Source organism: Beutenbergia cavernae DSM 12333, assembly GCF_000023105.1.
GTDB lineage: Bacteria > Actinomycetota > Actinomycetes > Actinomycetales > Beutenbergiaceae > Beutenbergia > Beutenbergia cavernae.
In genome coordinates, this window is record NC_012669.1 from 3,091,182 (window position 1) to 3,108,510 (window position 17,329).

Here is a 17,329-nt window from a genome sequence, read left to right on the forward strand (position 1 = left end):
GCGGACTGACCTCGAGCTCAGGCGCCCCGACGACGGCGGCTGACGCCGAGGAGCCCCGCACCGAGCCCGAGGAGCAGCAGGACGGCGCCGACGCTCGGCAGGACCCCGATGCCCGTGCCCGGGAGCCCCGGCCAGCCCGGCCCCGGCCCTGGCGCCGGACCCGGCCCGGGCGGCGGCACCTGCGCGGGGACCTCGAACTCGGCCCAGACCTCCCCGCTGGCATCCCCCGTGAGCGTCACGCGGTGCGTGCCCGGGTCGATGTCGGCGGGAAGAGTCACGGTGAACGTCACAGCGCCGTTCTCGTCGGCGGTCAGCGTGCCCAGGTCGACAGGGTCGGACTCGAGGAGCCCGGACACCGACTCCCCCGGCAGGAAGCCCCTCCCGTAGGCGATCTGCACGTCACCCGCCTCGGCCACGCTCAGCTCGAGCGTCACCGATGCCCCGCCGACGCGGACGAAGCCCGGCTCCGAGGTGTTCCCGGCCTCGTCGGTGGCTGTCGCGGACAGGAGCGTGCCCGTCGGGATCCGCTCGGCGGGCACGCACACGAACCGACCGCCCGCGTCCGCCGTCGTCACACACACGACGTTCCCGCCCGAGTCGCGGATCGTCACCGTCGTGCCCGGCTCGGAGACGCCGGTCACCTCGGCGCCGTTGGTCGGGTCGAGCTGCGGGGGTGCAGGCGCAGTGTCGTCGACGGTCACGGTGACCGGCGCCGACGGTTCGCTCGTGTTGTCCGAGGGGTCGGTCTGGGCTGCGACGAGGGTCGTCTCACCGACCGGCAGCGGACTCGACGGCGTACACGACCAGGCCCCTGTCGCGTCCACGGCAGCCGTGCAGACGACCGTGCCGCCGCCGTCCGTCACCGTGACCGTCGCGCCGGGCTCCCCCGTGCCCTCGACGAGCACGTCCGGACGCACGCTGGCCCCGTCGGACGGTGCGGTGATGACCGGCGGAGCGGGCGGCGTGGTGTCCACGACGGCGACCTGTGCCGTCGTCGTCCCGTTGGCGCCGTTCACGGTGAACGTGAGCACGGCCGTGCCGATCTGCGTGGCTGTCAGGGTGGCGGTGTACGTGCCGTCGCCGTTGTCCGCCACGGCTGACAGCGTCCCGAGCGACGTCGTGATCGTGACGTCGTCGCCGCCGCCCGGCACAGGGTTCCCGTTCGCGTCAACCAGCGTCACGGTGACCGTCGACGACGTCGTCCCGTCCGACTCGATGGTCGCGGGCGCGGCCGCGATCGTCGAGGTGCTCGGGTCCGGCACGCCGACGACGAACTCGACGCTCGCCGTCGCCGCACCGGCTGCGCCGCCGACAGCGAACGAGACGGTCGCCGTCCCGACGCTCGTCGCCGACGTCAAGGTCGCCGTGTACGTGCCGTCGCCGTTGTCCGTCACGGTGCCGAGCGTGCCCGCGCTCGTCGCCATCGTCACGGTCGACCCGCCGGCACCGACCGGGTTGCCGTTCGCATCCAGCAGCGTCACCGTCACGGCTGAGGTACTCACGCCGTCGGCCACGATCTGCGTCGGCGAGGCGACGATCTTCGACGTGCCGGGGTCCGCCGGGCCGGGCACGAAGTCGACCTCGGCCGTGGCCGAGGCGCCGGCGCCGCCGATCGCGAAGCTGACCGTCGCCGTGCCCACCGTCGTCGCCGACGTGAGGGTCGCCGTATAGGTGCCGTCGCCGTTGTTCGTCACGCCGCCGAGGACGCCCAGCGTCGTCGTGAGGGTGACGACGTCGCCGGCGTCCGTCACGGGGTTGCCGTTGCCGTCCCGCAGGGTCACCGTGACCGTCGACGTGGAGACGCCGTCGGCGGTGATGCTCGCCGGGTCGGCGGCGATCTCGGACGTCGTCGTCGACGGCACGCCCGCGACGAACGCGACGGTGGCCGTCGCGGTCCCCGGCGTGCCGTTCAGCGCGAACGTGATGATCGCGGCCGGCGGGTCGGTCGACGTCGGCGACGTGAGGACGGCGGTGTAGGTGCCGTCGCCGTTGTCGCTCACCGGGCCGAGGGCACCGGCGTCGGTGCTCATGGTCACCGTGCCACCGGACGCGCCGACGGGGTTGCCGTTCGCGTCCAGCAGCGTGAGCGTGACGGTCGACGTGCTGACGCCGTCGGCGGTGATCTGCGTGGGGTCAGCGGTGATCGTGGACGTCGCGGGATCGGGCGCGCCGGCGGTGAACGCCACGCTCGCCGTGCTCGAGCTCGCGGCACCGTTCACCGTGAACGTCAGCGTGGCGGTCCCGGCGTCGGTCGACGATGTGAGGGTCGCCGTGTACGTGCCGTCGCCGTTGTCGGTCGTCGCCGTGAGCACACCCGCGTCCGTCCCGATGACGACGGTGCCGCCGGAATCCGTGAGCGGGTTGCCGTTCGAGTCCACCAGCTGCACCGTGACCGTCGACGTCGAGACGCCGTCGGCCACGATGCTCGCGGGGTCGGCGGCGATCGTCGAGGAGCCTGGGTCCGCGGCGCCGGCGGTGAACGTCACCGCCGCGGTGCTCTCGCCCGCCACGCCGTCGATCGTGAACGAGACAGTGGCCGTACCGGCGGCGGTGCCCGAGGTCAGCAGGGCCGTGTACGTCCCGTCGCCGCCCGCCGTGACGGCGCCGAGCGTGCCGAGCGTGGTGGCGAGGGCGACGACGTCGCCTGCGTCCGTCACCGGGTTGCCGTTCACGTCGCGGAGCGTGACGGTGATCGTCGACGTGCTGACGCCGTCGGCCACGATGCTCGCGGGGTCGGCGGCGATCGTCGAGGTGGCCGGGTCCGCGGCACCGGCCGTGAACGTCACCTCCGCCGTCGCGTCGGCGCCGGCACCGTTCACCGTGAAGCTCACCGTCGCGGTGCCCGCCGCCGTCGCGGACGTGAGCGTGGCCGTGTACGTGCCGTCACCGTTGTCCGTCACACCTGACAACGTGCCAGCCGTGCTCGACAGCGTGACGGCGTCGCCCCCCGCACCGACGGGGTTGCCGTTCGCGTCCAGCAGCGTGACCGTGATCGTCGACGTGCTCGCGCCGTCAGCCGGGATGCTCGTCGGGTCGGCGGCGATCGTCGAGGTGGCCGGGTCGGCGGCGTCTGCCGTGAACTCGACGCTCGCGGTGTCCGCCCCGGCCGCACCGTCGAGCGTGAACGTGAGCGTCGCCGTCCCCACGGCCGTCGCCGAGGTGAGCGTCGCCGTGTAGGTGCCGTCGCCGTTGTCGACGGTGCCGCTGATCGTCCCGGCGTCGGTGGCGACGACGACGGCGCCCCCGGACGCGCCGACGGGGTTGCCGTTGGCGTCCAGCAGCGTCACGGTGACCGCCGACGTGCTCGTGCCGTCGGCGACGATCGTGGTCGGGGCCGCCTCGATCGTCGAGGTCGCCGGGTCTGCGGCGCCCGCTGTGAGCTGCACCTCGGCTGTCGCTGGGGCGTCCGCACCGTTCACGGTGAAGCTGACGGTGGCGGTCCCGGCCGTGGTCGCGGACGTGAACGTGGCGGTATAGGTACCGTCGCCGTTGTCCGTGACGACGCCCAGCGTGCCCGCGTCGGTCGCGATCGTCACCGTGTCGCCCCCGGTCCCGACCGGGTTGCCGTTGCTGTCCTGCAGCGTGACGGTGATCGTGGACGTGCTGGCGCCGTCGGCGGTGATCGACGTCGGGTCAGCCTCGATCGTCGACGTGCCCGGATCCGCCGCGCCGGCCACGAACTGCACGGTCGCCGTCGCGTCCGCCGCGGCGTCGTTGACGGTGAACGTGAGCGTCGCCGTCCCGGCGGTGGTCGCGGACGTGAGGGTGGCGGAGTACGTGCCGTCGCCGTTGTCCGTGACGGCGGAGACCGTGCCGGCGTCGGTGCTGACGACGACGTCGTCGCCGCCCGCCGTCACCGGGTTGCCGTTCGCGTCCAGCAGCGTCACCGTCACCGTCGACGTGGACGCGCCGTCGGCCACGATCGACGTCGGGTCCGCCTCGATCGTCGACGTGCCCGGATCCGCCGCGCCGGCCACGAACTGCACGGCCGCCGTCGCGTCCGCTTCGGCGTCGTTGACCGTGAAGCTGACCGTCGCAGTGCCCGCGGCCGTCGCGGACGTGAGCGTCGCCGTGTACGTGCCGTCGCCGTTGTCCGTCACACCTGACAACGTGCCCGCCGTGCTCGACAGCGTGACGGCGTCGCCCCCCGCACCGACGGGGTTGCCGTTCGCGTCCAGCAGCGTCACCGTGACGGTCGAGGTGCTGGCGCCGTCGGCCACGATCGACGTCGGGTCCGCCTCGATCGTCGACGTGCCCGGATCCGCCGCACCGGCCACGAAGGCCACGGCAGCCGTGTCGGCGCCGTCGACGTCGTCGAGCGTGAACGTCAGCGTCGCCGTCCCGGCCGCTGTCTCCGACGTCAGGATGGCGGTGTAGGTGCCGTCACCGTTGTCCGTGACCCCGGACACGGTGCCGGCATCCGTCGCGACGACGACCGTCCCCGCCGAGGCGCCCACCGGGTTGCCGTTCGCGTCCAGCAACGTCACCGTCACCGTCGAGGTGCTGGCGCCGTCGGCCACGATCGACGTCGGGTCCGCCTCGATCGTCGACGTGCCCGGATCCGCCGCACCGGCCACGAAGTCCACGGCAGCCGTGTCGGCACCGTCGACGCCGTCGAGCGTGAACGTCAGCGTCGCCGTCCCGGCCGCTGTGCCCGACGTCAGGATGGCGGTGTACGTGCCGTCGCCGTTGTCGGTGGTCGTGCCGACCGACCCGAGGTTCGTCGTGACGACGACGGCGTTCCCGCCGCCCGGCACCGGGTTGCCCTGAGCGTCCCGCACCGTGACGGTGACCGTCGAGGTGGCCGCGCCGTCGGCGGTGATCGACGTCGGGTCCGCCTCGATCGTCGACGCTCCCGGGTCGGGCGCGCCGGCCACGAAGTCCACGGCAGCCGTGTCGGTCCCGTCCACGCCGTCGAGCGTGAACGTCAGCGTCGCCGTGCCGGCCGTCGTGGCGGCGGTGAGCGTCGCCGTGTACGTGCCGTCGCCGTTGTCGGTGACGGCGGAGACCGTTCCGGCGTCAGTCGCCACCACGACGGTGCCGGCCGATGCGCCCACGGGGTTCCCGCTCGCGTCCAGCAGCGTGACGGTGACGGTCGAGGTGGAGGTGCCGTCGGCGGTGATCGACGTCGGGTCAGCCTCGATCGTCGACGTGCCCGGGTCCGCGGCTCCAGCCACGAACTCGACGGTCGCCGTCGCGTCCGCGTCCACCCCGTCCACGGTGAAGGACAGCGTCGCCGTCCCGGCCTGCGTCGCCGACGTGAGCGTCGCCGTGTACGTGCCGTCCCCGTTGTCCGTCACTCCGGAGACTGCCCCGGTGTCCGTGCTGACGACGACGACCGCGCCACCGGCACCCACGGGGTTCCCGTTCGCGTCGAGCAGCGTGACGGTGACGGTCGAGGTGCTGGCGCCGTCGGCGGTGATCGACGTCGGGTCTGCGGCGATCGTCGAGGTGCCCGGGTCCGCCGGACCCGCGACGAACGCGACTGACGCCGTCGCGTCCGCGGCGGCCCCGCCGACGGTGAACGTCAGCGTCGCCATGCCGGCCGAGGTGGCCGACGTGAGCGTCGCCGTGTACGTGCCGTCGCCGTTGTCCGTGACCGCGCCGATCGTTCCGACGTCGGTCGCGATCGTGACGGCGTCGCCACCGCTGGTGAGCGGATTGCCGTTCGCGTCCAGCAACGTCACCGTGACGGTCGATGTCGAGACGCCGTCGGCCACGATGCTCGTCGGGTCGGCCGCGATCTGGGACGTGGCGGGATCCGCGGCACCCGCCACGAAGGCGACCTCGGCGGTGTCCGTCCCGGCCGTGCCGTCCAGCGTGAACGTGAGCGTGGCGGTGCCCGCTGCCGTCGCGGAGGTCAGGACGGCGGTGTAGGTCCCGTCGCCGTTGTCGGTGACGCCGGAGATCGTGCCCGCGCTCGCGGCGATGACGACGGCGGCGCCGCCCGCCCCCACCGGGTTCCCGTTCGCGTCTACCGCCGTCACGGTCACCGTCGACGTCGCGACGCCGTCCGCGGTGATCGACGTCGGGTCGGCGGCGATCGTCGACGTCGCCGGGTCGGGAGCACCCGCGACGAACACGACCTCGGCCGTGTCCGTCCCCGCCGTGCCGTCCAGCGTGAACGAGACGGTCGCGGTCCCCGCCGCCGTCGCCGACGTGAGCGTCGCGGTGTACGTGCCGTCGCCGTTGTCCGTGACGGCACCGACGGTGCCGAGGTTCGTCGCGACGACGACGGCGTTCCCGCCGCTCGGCACGGGGTTGCCGTTCGCGTCGAGCAGCGTCACGGTGATCGTCGACGTGGACGTCCCGTCGGCGGTGATCGAGGTGGGGTCGGCAGCGATCGTCGACAGGCCGGGATCGGGCGGCCCGGCCGTGAGCTCCACTGTCGCGGTGTCCGTGCCCGACGTCCCCTCGAGCGTGAACGTCAGGGTGGCCGTGCCGGCCGTGGTCGACGACGTGAGCGTCGCCGTGTACGTCCCGTCGCCGTTGTCGGTCGTGGCGCCCACGGTGCCCGCGTCGGTGCTCACGACCACGTCGCCCCCGGAGGCCCCCACCGGGTTCCCGTTGGCGTCCAGCAGCGTCACCGTGACCGTCGACGTGCTCGCGCCGTCGGCCACGATCGACGTCGGGTCAGCCTCGATCGTCGACGTCCCCGGGTCGGCCGCACCGGCCGTCAGCTCGACGGTCGCCGTGTCCGTCCCACCCGCGCCGTCCAGCGTGAACGTCAGGGTGGCCGTGCCGGCCGTGGTCGACGACGTGAGCGTCGCCGTGTACGTCCCGTCGCCGTTGTCGGTCGTGGCGCCCACGGTGCCCGCGTCGGTGCTCACGACGACGTCGCCGCCGGAGGCGCCCACCGGGTTCCCGTTGGCGTCCAGCAGCGTCACCGTGACCGTCGACGTGCTCGCGCCGTCGGCCACGATCGATGTCGGGTCAGCCTCGATCATCGACGTCGTCGGGTCCGCCGCCCCCGCCGTGAACTCCACGTCGGCGGTGTCGGTGCCGTCGACGCCGTCGAGCGTGAACGTCAGCGTCGCCGTGCCCGCGGCAGTCGCCGAGGTCAGCGTCGCCGTGTACGTCCCGTCCCCGTTGTCCGTGACCGAGCCGAGCGAGCCCGCCGTCGCCGCCATCGCGACCTCGCCACCCGATGCCGTGAGCGGGTTCCCGTTCGCGTCCAGCAGCGTCACCGTGACGGTCGACGTCGACACCCCGTCCGCCGTGATCGACGTCGGATCGGCGACGATCGTCGACAGGCCGGGGTCCGCCGCGCCCGCCACGAACTCGACGGTCGCGCTCGAGTTGGTCGCCGGCGCCCCGTCCACGCTGAACGTCACCGTCGCGGTGCCCGCTGTGGTGCTCGAGGTGAGCGTCGCCGTGTAGGTGCCGTCGCCGTTGTCCGTGACGGCGCCGAGCGAGCCCGCCGTCGTCGCGAGCGCGACCACGTCACCGGCGTCCGTCACCGGGTTGCCGTTGGCGTCCAGCAGCGTCACCGTGACGGTCGACGTCGACACCCCGTCCGCCGTGATCGACGTCGGGTCCGCGACGATCGTCGACGTCCCCGGATCCGCGGCGCCCGCCACGAACTCCACCTCGGCGGTGGCGGTGCCCGCGGCGCCGTCCACGGTGAACGAGATCGTCGCGGTGTCGAGCTCGACGCCCGAGGTGAGGGTGGCGGTGTAGGTGCCGTCGCCGTTGTCCGTGACCGCGCCCAGCGAGCCCGCCGTCGTCGCGAGCGCGACCACGTCACCGGCGTCCGTCACCGGGTTGCCGTTGGCGTCCAGCAACGTCACCGTCACGGTCGACGTCGACACCCCGTCCGCCGTGATCGACGCCGGGTCCGCGACGATCGTCGACGTCCCTGGGTCGGCGGCGCCGGCCACGAACTCCACCTCGGCGGTCGCCGCGCCGGCGGCACCGTCCACGGTGAAGGACACGGTCGCCGTCTCCGCGGTGGTCGACGACGTGAGCGTGGCCGTGTACGTGCCGTCGCCGTTGTCCGTGACCGCGCCCAGCGAGCCCGCCGTCGTCGCGAGCGCGACCACGTCACCGGCGTCCGTCACCGGGTTGCCGTTGGCGTCCAGCAACGTCACCGTCACGGTCGACGTCGAGACGCCGTCCGCCGTGATCGACGCCGGGTCCGCCACGATCGTCGACGCCTCGGGATCGGCAGCGCCCGCCACGAACTCCACGGTCGCCGTCGCGTCCGCGTCCGCGCCGCTCACCATGAACGAGACGGTCGCCGTCTCGACCGCCGTCGACGACGTGAGCGTCGCCGTCCACGTGCCGTCGCCGTTGTCCGTGACGTCCGAGAGAGCGCCAGCCGTCGTCGCCAGCGTCACCGTGCCGCCCGAGGCGCCGACCGGGTTGCCGTTCGCGTCGAGCAGCGTCACGGTGATGGCCGACGTCGACGCGCCGTCGGCGGTGATCTGCGTGGGCGACGCCTCGATGGTCGACGTCGCGGGGTCAGCGGGACCCGCCACGAAGTCCACGGTGGCGGTGGCGGAGGCGCCCGCACCGTCGATCGCGAACTCGACGGTCGCGGTCTCGGCGCTCGTCGACGACGTGAGCGTCGCCGTGTACGTGCCGTCGCCGTTGTCCGCCACGGCGCCGAGCGTGCCGGCGTCGGTCGCGATCGTCACGACGTCGCCGGCGTCCGTCACGGGGTTGCCGTTGCCGTCGAGGAGCGTGACGGTGACCGTCGAGGTCGAGGACCCGTCGGCGATGATCTCGATCGGGTCGGCCTCGATCGTCGAGGTGGTCGTCGACGGGACGCCGGCCACGAACGCGACGGTCGCCGTCGCCGTGCCGTCCACGCCGTCCAGTGCGAACGTGATCGTGGCAGCCGGCGGGTCGGTCGACGTCGGCGCGGTCAGCGTGGCGGTGTACGTGCCGTCGCCGTTGTCCACGACGGCGCCGAGCGTGCCGGCGTCGGTCGCCATGGCCACCGTGCCGCCCGAGGCGCCGACCGGGTTGCCGTTCGCGTCCAGCAGCGTCACGGTGACCGTCGACGTCGACGACCCGTCCGCCTCGATCTGGGCGGGATCGGCAGTGATCGTGGACGACGCCGGGTCGGCCGGGCCCGCGACGAACGCGACAGCGGCGGTTGCGGTGGCGTCCGCGCCGGCGACGGTGAACGAGACGGTCGCCGTCTCGACGTCCGTCGACGACGTCAGGGTGGCCGTGTACGTGCCGTCGCCGTTGTCCGTCACGGCCGACAGCTCGCCGGCCGTGGTCGTCATCGTCACCGTGCCGCCCGAGGAGCTGAGCGGGTTGCCGTTCGCGTCGACCAGCTGCACGGTGATCGTCGACGTGCTCGCGCCGTCGGCGGTGAGGCTCTCCGGGTCGGCGGCGATCGTGGAGGTGCCCGGGTCCGCGGCACCGGCCACGAACTCGACGGCGGTGGAGTTGCCGCCCTCGTCGCCGGCCACCGTGAACGACAGCACGGCCTCCCCCGTCGTCGTGGAGGTGATCGACGCCGTGTAGGTGCCGTCGCCGTTGTCGATGACCTCGCCGACCGTGCCGAGCGTCGTGGCGATGACGACGTCGGCACCACCACTCGTGACCGGGTTGCCGTTCGCGTCGTAGAGCGTCACCGTGGCGATGGCGGCCGACTCACCGTCGGCGACGACCATCGCAGGGTCCGCCTCGATGACCGACGGCCCCGCCGCGGGCGGACCGGCGACGAGCTCGACGTCCGTCGTGGCGGCGGCGTCCGCGCCGTTCACCGTGAACGACACCGTCGCCGTCCCGACGGCAGGGGTCGACGTCAGCGTCGCCGTGTACGTGCCGTCCCCGTTGTCCGTGACGTCAGACATCGTGCCGTTCGTGGTCTCGATCGTCACCGTGTCGCCGCCAGCCGTGAGCGGGTTCCCGCCGGCGTCGAGCAGCGTCACCGTGATCGTCGACGTGCTCACGCCGTCGGCGGTGATGCTCTCGGGGTCGGCGGCGATCGTCGAGGTGGCCGGGTCGGCGGCTCCGGCGACGAAGTCGACTGTCGCCGTGCCGGCGCCCGCCGCGCCGTTCACCGTGTACGTCAGGGTCGCCGTGCCCGCCAGCGCCGAGGTGAGGAACGCCGTGTAGGTGCCGTCGCCGTTGTCGAGGACAGAGCCGAGCCCCCCGAGGTCGGTGGCCACGGTCACCGTGTCGCCCCCCGCCTCGAGCGGGTTGCCGTACGCGTCCTGGAGCGTGACGGTGACGCGCGACGTCGCGGTCCCGTCGGCCGTGACGCTCGTCGGGGCCGCGGCGATGGTCGACGCGCCGGCGTCCGCCGGCCCGGGCGTGTGGAGAACGGTCGCCGTGCTCGCGCTCGTCGCGCCGTTGACGGTGAACGTCACGGTCGCCGGGCCGGTCGTCGTCCCGGCCGTGAGCGTCGCCGTGTACGTGCCGTCGAGGTTGTCGGTGACCGGCCCGAGCGTGCCGAGGTCCGTGAGGATCTCGACGGCGGCGCCGCCCTCGGTGAGCACGGTTCCCTGCGCGTCGCGGACCGTCACCGTGATCGTCGACGTGTCGGTCTCGTTCGCCACCACGCTCGTCGGGTCGGCAGCGATGAGCGAGGAGTCGGCGTCGGGTGCGCCGGCCAGCAACGTAATCGTGGCCGTGGCGGTGCCCGTTACGCCGTTCACCGTGTAGCTGATCGTGGCGACCCCGGGCGAGCGCGGCGAGGTGAAGACGGCCGTGTAGGTGCCGTCACCGTTGTCGCGGACGGCGCCGATCGAGCCGACGTCGGTGGTCATCTCGACGACGTCGCCGCCCGTGGCGAGCGGGTTCCCGTCCGCGTCGCGCAGCGTGACGATGACCGACGACTGGCTGACCCCGTCGGCGGTCAGCGACGAGGGGTACGGCTCGATGTCCGAGGTCGCCGGATCGGCGGCGCCGGGTACGAACTCGACGACGGCGGTGGTGCTGCCGGCCGCGCCGTCGAGGACGTACGTCACCGTCGCGGGCCCCGCCGTCGTCGCCGAGGTCAGCGTGGCCGTGTACGTGCCGTCGCCGTTGTCGGCGACATCGGACAGGCTCCCCGCCGTCGTCGCGAGCTCGACGGTGTCGCCGCCGGCGGTCACCGGGTTGCCGTACGCGTCGACGAGCGTCACGGTGACGGTGGAGGTGCTGACGCCGTCCGCCGTGATCGACGTCGGGTCCGCCTCGATCGTCGACTGTCCAGGGGACGCCTCACCCGGGATGAAGTTGACCTGCACCCACTGGGTGGTCTGGCCGCCGATGTTGGCGCTCACACGCGCCGCACCGACCGTCGTCGGCGCCGTGAGGCGCGCCGTGTAGGTGCCGTCGCCGTTGTCGGCCTGCTCCGAGAGCGTCCCGCCGCCGGTGGTGTTCCACAGCGCGGGCCCGCCGCTCGACGTGATGCGGTTCCCGAACGCGTCGACGAGGGTGATCGTGATGACCGCCGACCCCACGCCGTCGGCCACGAGCTCCGCGTGGGACGACGTGATCGTCGTCGTCGCGGGGTCCCACGGCCCAGCGACGAAGCTCGCCGTGGCCGGGCTCCCGCCGATCTCGCCCGCCTCGAGGAACGCACGGATCTCGTGGTCGGCCGCCACCGTCGTCGTCAAGGTGACGGAGCACGTGCCGTCGGACGCCGTCACGCACGAGCCGGCGGACGCGGTCACGGCCGAGGGCGTCTGGAACGTCACGAGCTGGCCGCCGACCGGCCCGCCGGCGGCGTTGCGCACCGTCGCCGTCGCGGCGTGCGACTCCACGCCGTTCGCGACCCGGGTGCCCGAGCTGATCGTCAGGCTCGAGTCGGTCGGGACGGGCTGGTCGTTGTCGAGCACCTCGAGGGCGACGTCGGGCAGCACCAGGCCGTCGAAGTTCGGGTCGGTGGACGTGACCTGGTGCGTGATCGTGGTGGTCCGCGTGCCGTTGACGATCGAGTCGTCCACGGCTGCGGCGACGATCTCGCCGGAGCTCGCCGTCGTCGGGACGACGAGCGGCGACGGCGTGAGTGTCGCCCACGCCGGGTCCGTCACGGTGGGCGCGATGGTCAGCGGCGCCGTCGCGGGCAAGGAGCTCGTGACCGTGTAGGTGCCGGTGGCCCCACCCTCCTCGACGCTGAGCTCCGTCGGCGCGAGCGTGAGCGGTGAGACGTACTGGACGACGTTGTCGGTGGAGGTCGACGCCTGCGACGGGTTGGCGGCGTCGTCGGCGATCGCACCCTCGGGCAGCGAGAGCTGCACCAGGCCGGATCCGTCCGCGCGGGCCACGACGTCGAAGGAGCTGCCTGACGTGCGGGTCACGCTCGTGACCCGCGCGCCGGGTGCGGTCGATCCCTCGGTGCTCACGGCCGCCGGGAGGAGGTCGGCGGTCACCGTCTCGGAGAGCGTCACCGTGAAGTGGATGTCGCGGACGGACGTCGGGTCGGCCTGGCTCGCGGCCTGCTCGACGGTGGTGAACGGTCCGCAGCTGTCCGCCTCCGGCTGAGCGAGCACGCGGGAGTACTGGGACGTGGCGCCGGTGGCAGCCGTCGTCTGGACGCGGATGTTCCCCGCGCCCAGGGTGTACGGCACGGTGATGGTGGTGGCCGCGGTGATACCGCTCTGGGAGCCGAGGTAGACCTCGGCCTTCGTCGTCGGCGTGTAGTACACGTCGATCGTCACGGGCGTCGCCGGGACCACGCCGGCGGTCGGAGGCGTCACCGTCACGTCCAGGGTGCACGTCTGGTCCCCAGGTGCGACGGCGGTCGGGAACCAGGTGCGGATGTTCTGGTTCGAGTTGACGCCCTCGTTGAAGACCAGCGCCGTCGTGTCGTCCTCGTTGGCGGGCGTGCCGCCGCCGAACGAGTTCGGGCCGAACGTGTTGCGCTGGACGGGCAGGATGCCGGAGCCGGCACCGACGAATACCGACCAGGATCGCCGCCCGTCGAAGTAGTTGTCCTGGACCGTCCAGCCACTGCTCGCGGTTCCGGTCAGGCCCATCCCCGCGAAGTAGACGCCGTAGCTGGCGTTCTGGGCTGCCGTGTTGCTGAGCGTGTTTCTCTCGATGACGTTGCCCGAGCCTGCCCGGTTGACATAGATGCTGGTCGCCCCGGCGCTGTTGATCCTGGTGAACGTGTTGCCGGTGATCGTCGCGTCGGTGAGCGTCGCCCCGGTGAGGTCGAGCTGGTAACGGCCCGACTGGAAGCCCTCGAAGGTCGAACCGGTGATCGTCAGGCCGTTCAGCGTCGCGCTGCCCTGCATCTGGAAGCCGTAGTAGGCCTCCGTGTCGGGGTCGAACATGCGGATGCGGTCGAGCGTCAGGTCGTTGATCGTGGCGCCGGCGGCCACGCGGATCGCCGAGCCGCCGCCCGAGTAGGTCGATCCCATCTCGACGTTGCGGATCGTGACGCCGTCCGCGCCGTCGGCCAGCCAGAAGCAGCGCTCGAGGTTGATGCTGCCGGGGTCGGTGCACGAGCCGTTCTCGACGACGGCGCCGTCACCGCTCGGTCCGAACACGAACGCCGTCTCGTTGCTCTTGATGTTCGAGAAGTTGCGGACGGCGACGTCCGGGCCGTTGAGGTAGATCGCCGTCGCGCCGCCGGCGTCGTTGAGCGAGGCGATCCCGAGGCGGTTCTGGAAGTCGAACGTCACGGTGGCCGTCGCCATGAAGTAGGCGCCCGAGTCGCCCCACGGCGTGAGCGTCCCGACGTACATCATGTTCGTCGCGCCGGTGCCGCTGGCGACGATGGTGCCGCTGGGCTGGACGCCTGGTGTCGCCGAGTCCACGTCGTCAGCCGGGGCGATCGTGACCGTGTCGTCCGCCGGCAGCGCGTTCGACTCCTGCAGCGCGGCGCGCAGCGTGCACAGGCCGGTGGCCGTCTCGCAGACGCCGTCACCGGGCGCGGCGTCGTCGCCCTGGTGGCTGAGGGAGTTGACGAGGAACGTGTGGCTGGCCGCTGCGGCCGGGACGACCTGCAACGCGACGACGCCCGACGCGAGCAGCGCCCCGATCGCCACCGCGGCGGCGATGCCGCGCCGTCGCCGTCCCGGCTCGGCGTGCCTGACCCGATCCCCATGCGCGCCGGAGTTCCGCATGAGTCCCCACATGTGCCCACCCCGCCTCGTGTGCACCCGCCTGCGGGCACACGATCACCCCGATGCCAAGCTCCCCCGGGCGCATCCTTCCGGTGGGCAACGGTGTCCGCCACCCGAGCCGGCCCCACGTGCGCCCGACAGCGGGCAGGATGGCAGGAGCGGCCGCACGCCTCACGAGGGCGCGGCCGACCTCGGAGCGAAGGAGCCTCGATGCGGATCGGCATTCCGGCCCAGACCGGGCAGAGCCTGGTCGCCGCCACCCCGGCGACGCTCCCCCGGCTGCGCCGCCTGGGCTACGACGTCGTCGTCCAGGCCGAGGCCGGATCGCAGGCACGCTTCCCGGACGCGGCCTACGTCGAGGCCGGCGCCACGATCGATGACGCCGACGCCGTCTGGGCGAGCGACGTCGTCGCCGCCACCACCGCGCCCGACGCGGCTCAGGTCGCGGCGCTGCGCCCCGGAGCGCTGCTGGTCACGATGCTGGCGCCCGCCCATCGGGCCGGCCTCCTCGACGCGCTCGCTGAGCGAGGGGTGACGGCCCTGGCGCTCGACGCCGTCCCGCGCATCTCGCGGGCGCAGTCGATCGACGCGCTCTCGGCGCTCTCGAACGTCGCGGGGTACCGCGCCGTCATCGAGGCGGCCAGCGAGTACGGCGGCATGTTCGCCCCGCAGGTCACCGCTGCCGGGTCGACGGCGCCCGCCCGGGTCTTCGTGATCGGCGCCGGCGTGGCGGGGCTCGCCGCGATCGGGACGGCCGGGAGCCTGGGGGCGGACGTGAGGGCCTTCGACGTCCGGCCCGAGGTCGCCGAGCAGATCGAGTCGCTGGGGGCGACGTACGCGCGCGCCGACGGCGCCGAGCAGGAGGTGAGCGCCGACGGCTACGCGCGCGAGCTCACCGCCGCGCAGGAACGCGCGGCCGCCGCCGTCTACGCCCGCGAGACCGCGAACGCCGACGTCGTCGTCACGACGGCGCTCGTCCGTGGCCGCGCGCCGCGCACGATCACCGCCGAGATGGTGGCGGGGATGCGGCCCGGCAGCGTGATCGTCGACGTCGCCGCGACCGGCGGCGGCAACTGCGAGCTGACCGTGCCGGGGCAGCGGGTCGTGACGCCGGGCGGCGTCGTCGTCCTCGGCTGGACCGACCTGGCGGGGCGGATGCCGGCGCACAGCTCCCAGCTGTACGGCACGACAGTGGTCAACCTGCTGACCCTGCTCACGCCCGACGCCGACGGCACCTGGCGCCTCGACCCCGACGACGCGGTGCAGCGCGGGATGACCGTGACCGACGGCGGGCGCGTCACGTGGCCGCCTCCGCCGGTCGCGGTGTCCGCCGGGGTCGCCGCGCCGCCCGCGCGGCCCGCACCACTCGTAGCGGCGGCGGTGCCGCCCGCGCCCGGCGAACCGGGTGCGGGTCCTCCTGGGTCATCCCCCGCGCCGCCGCGAGCGCCCAGCGTTCCCGACGACGGTGAGCTCCGCCGTCGTCGTGCGCGGCGCACCGTGACCGGCGCACTCGCCGCGACGCTCGTGATGCTCGGGCTCTCGTTCGCGCCGACGTCGGTGCTTGCCCAGGTGACGGTGCTCGTGCTCGCCGTCATCGTCGGGTTCTACGTGATCTCGAACGTCAGCCACGCGCTGCACACACCGCTGATGTCGCAGACCAACGCGATCTCGGCGATCATCCTCGTCGGCGCGATCGTGCAGATCGGGAGCTCGAGCTGGGTCGTGACCACGCTGGCCGTCGTCGCGGCCGCCGCGGCCAGCATCAACGTCGTCGGCGGCTTCGCCGTGACGTACCGGATGCTCGGCATGTTCACGAAGGGGCGCTGAGCCGTGCTCCTCTCCGCCGTCCAGGCCGTCTACCTCCTCGCCGCCGTGCTGTTCGTGCTGTCGCTCGCGGGCCTGTCGAAGCAGGAGACGGCGCGGCGCGGGAACGTCCTCGGGATGATCGGCATGGCGCTCGCGCTGGGCGCCACGATCGCGCTCGCGCTGGCCGGCAGCTCCCGGCCGGTCGCGGTGACGGCCGCGCTGATCCTGCTCGTGCTCGGCGTCGGGACGGCGGTGGGTCTGCCCGTCGCGCGGCGGGTGCTGATGACGCAGATGCCGGAGCTCATCGCCCTGCTGCACAGCACCGTCGGTCTGGCGGCCGTGCTCGTGGGGTTCACGTCGTTCCTCGAGGGCACGCGTGACGCCGCGCACCTGGTGGAGATCCACGTCGGGGTGCTCGTCGGCGGGGTCACGCTGACCGGTTCGGTGGTGGCGTACCTCAAGCTCGCGGGGCGGATCCCGTCGGCGCCGCTCGTGCTGCCCGGGCGGAACTGGCTCAACCTCGCGGCGCTCGTCGCGTCCGGCGGGATCCTCGCGTGGTTCCTCGCTGCGCCGTCGATGGCTCCCCTGCTGGTGGGCGCGGTCGTCGCGCTCGCCCTGGGCGCCCACCTCGTCGTGGCGATCGGCGGCGGCGACATGCCCGTCGTCGTCTCGATGCTCAACTCGTACTCGGGCTGGGCGGCCGCGGCGGCCGGATTCATGCTCGGCAACGACCTCCTCATCGTGACGGGGGCGCTCGTCGGGTCCTCCGGTGCGATCCTCTCCTACCTCATGTGCCGCGCGATGAACCGCTCGTTCGTCAACGTGATCCTCGGTGGGTACGAGACGGCGGGTACCTCGGGCGCCGGCGCGGCAGGCGGGTCCGGCGTGGCGGGCGGGCCGGACGCGCGGGGCGCCGTGCCCGCCCACACCGAGATCGCCGCGGCCGACGTCGCCGCACTGCTCGAACAGGCCGGTTCCGTGATCATCGCGCCGGGGTACGGGATGGCGGTCGCTCAGGCCCAGTACCCGGTGGCGGAGCTCGCGTCGCGGCTGGCCGCCGACGGCGTGCGCGTGCGGTTCGGCGTCCATCCGGTGGCCGGTCGGTTGCCGGGTCACATGAACGTGCTGCTCGCCGAGGCGAAGGTGCCGTACGACGTCGTCCTCGGGCTCGACGAGATCAACCCCGACTTTCCCGCGACCGACGTCGTGCTCGTCATCGGCGCCAACGACACCGTGAACCCGGCCGCGCAGGAGGACCCCGGGTCCCCGATCGCCGGGATGCCGGTGCTCGAGGTGTGGAAGGCCCGGCGCGTGATCGTGTTCAAGCGGTCGATGGCGGCAGGCTACGCCGGCGTGCCGAACCCGCTCTTCGTCCGCGAGAACACGGCGATGCTGTTCGGGGACGCGAAGGAGCAGGTCGAGGCGATCCTGCGCGCTTTGTGAGCGCGATCGCGGCCCGCGCGTCCGATCCGGTGAGCGACTAGCGGGGCCGGCGGGCC

General features: G+C 73.2%; 3 protein-coding genes. 2 read left to right on the plus strand and 1 reads right to left on the minus strand.

Translation table 11 applies throughout. The features are described 5' to 3' along the window. Positions 1 to 17 precede the first annotated feature (17 nt). Positions 18 to 14,036, minus strand: coding sequence for an invasin domain 3-containing protein (locus tag BCAV_RS22755; RefSeq protein ID WP_015883267.1), 14,019 nt, complete (start codon positions 14,034 to 14,036; stop codon positions 18 to 20). A 198-nt stretch (positions 14,037 to 14,234) separates the two neighbouring features. Between BCAV_RS22755 and BCAV_RS14030 the strand changes: the two genes are divergently transcribed. Next, positions 14,235 to 15,851 carry a Re/Si-specific NAD(P)(+) transhydrogenase subunit alpha gene (locus BCAV_RS14030; protein ID WP_015883268.1) on the plus strand — a complete coding sequence of 539 codons (1,617 nt, stop codon included), beginning with the start codon at positions 14,235 to 14,237 and terminating at the stop codon, positions 15,849 to 15,851. A 3-nt stretch (positions 15,852 to 15,854) separates the two neighbouring features. Further along, positions 15,855 to 17,273, plus strand: coding sequence for an NAD(P)(+) transhydrogenase (Re/Si-specific) subunit beta (locus BCAV_RS14035; protein WP_015883269.1), 1,419 nt, complete (start codon positions 15,855 to 15,857; stop codon positions 17,271 to 17,273). Positions 17,274 to 17,329: the final 56 nt, after the last annotated feature.

Coding starts and splice junctions, on each gene's coding strand:
- BCAV_RS22755 (WP_015883267.1), bottom strand. CDS start 14,036: ATGTGGGGACTCATGCGGAACTCCGGCGCGCATGGGGATCGGGTCAGG.
- BCAV_RS14030 (WP_015883268.1), top strand. CDS start 14,235: ATGCGGATCGGCATTCCGGCCCAGACCGGGCAGAGCCTGGTCGCCGCC.